The organism is Citrobacter sp. VF227 (assembly GCF_052950715.1).
Genome location: NZ_JBRFVF010000491.1, coordinates 1 through 451, shown reverse-complemented (window position 1 = coordinate 451; position 451 = coordinate 1). Strand labels below are relative to the sequence as shown.

At 56.5% G+C, this 451-nt stretch carries 1 protein-coding gene; it reads left to right on the top strand.

The window, feature by feature from the left end; translation table 11 throughout:
• Positions 1 to 17: 17 nt before the first annotated feature.
• Positions 18 to 451: ATP-binding cassette domain-containing protein (locus ACU8YC_RS27495; RefSeq protein ID WP_446896325.1), on the top strand; the 434-nt coding region annotated here is incomplete at its 3' end.

Here is a 451-nt window from a genome sequence, read left to right as displayed (position 1 = left end):
ACGGCTAAACCCAGGTACTGAAGACGCGGAAGCAGGACGTGGCGGACGTGGAATTTATTGAGATGGTTAGGCCATCCGGCTGCGGTAAATCTGCGCTATTGCGGATGGTGGCTGGGCTTGAACGGGTGGGCGGCGGCTATATCTGGATTGATAATAAACGCGTCACCGAAATGGAGCCAAAGGATCGTGGTATTGCGATGGTCTTCCAGAACTATGCGTTGTACCCGAATATGAGCGTGGAAGAAAATATGGCCTGGGGGCTGAAAATTCGCGGGATGGGCAAGGAGCATATTGCTGAGCGAGTGAAAGAGGCAGCGCGTATTCTCGAACTGGATGGCCTGCTTAAACGTCGTCCACGTGAGCTTGCCGGCGGCCAGCGCCAGCGCGTGGCCATGGGGCGGGCGATTGTCCGCGACCCGGCGGTATTCCTGTTCGATGAGCCGCTTTCTAA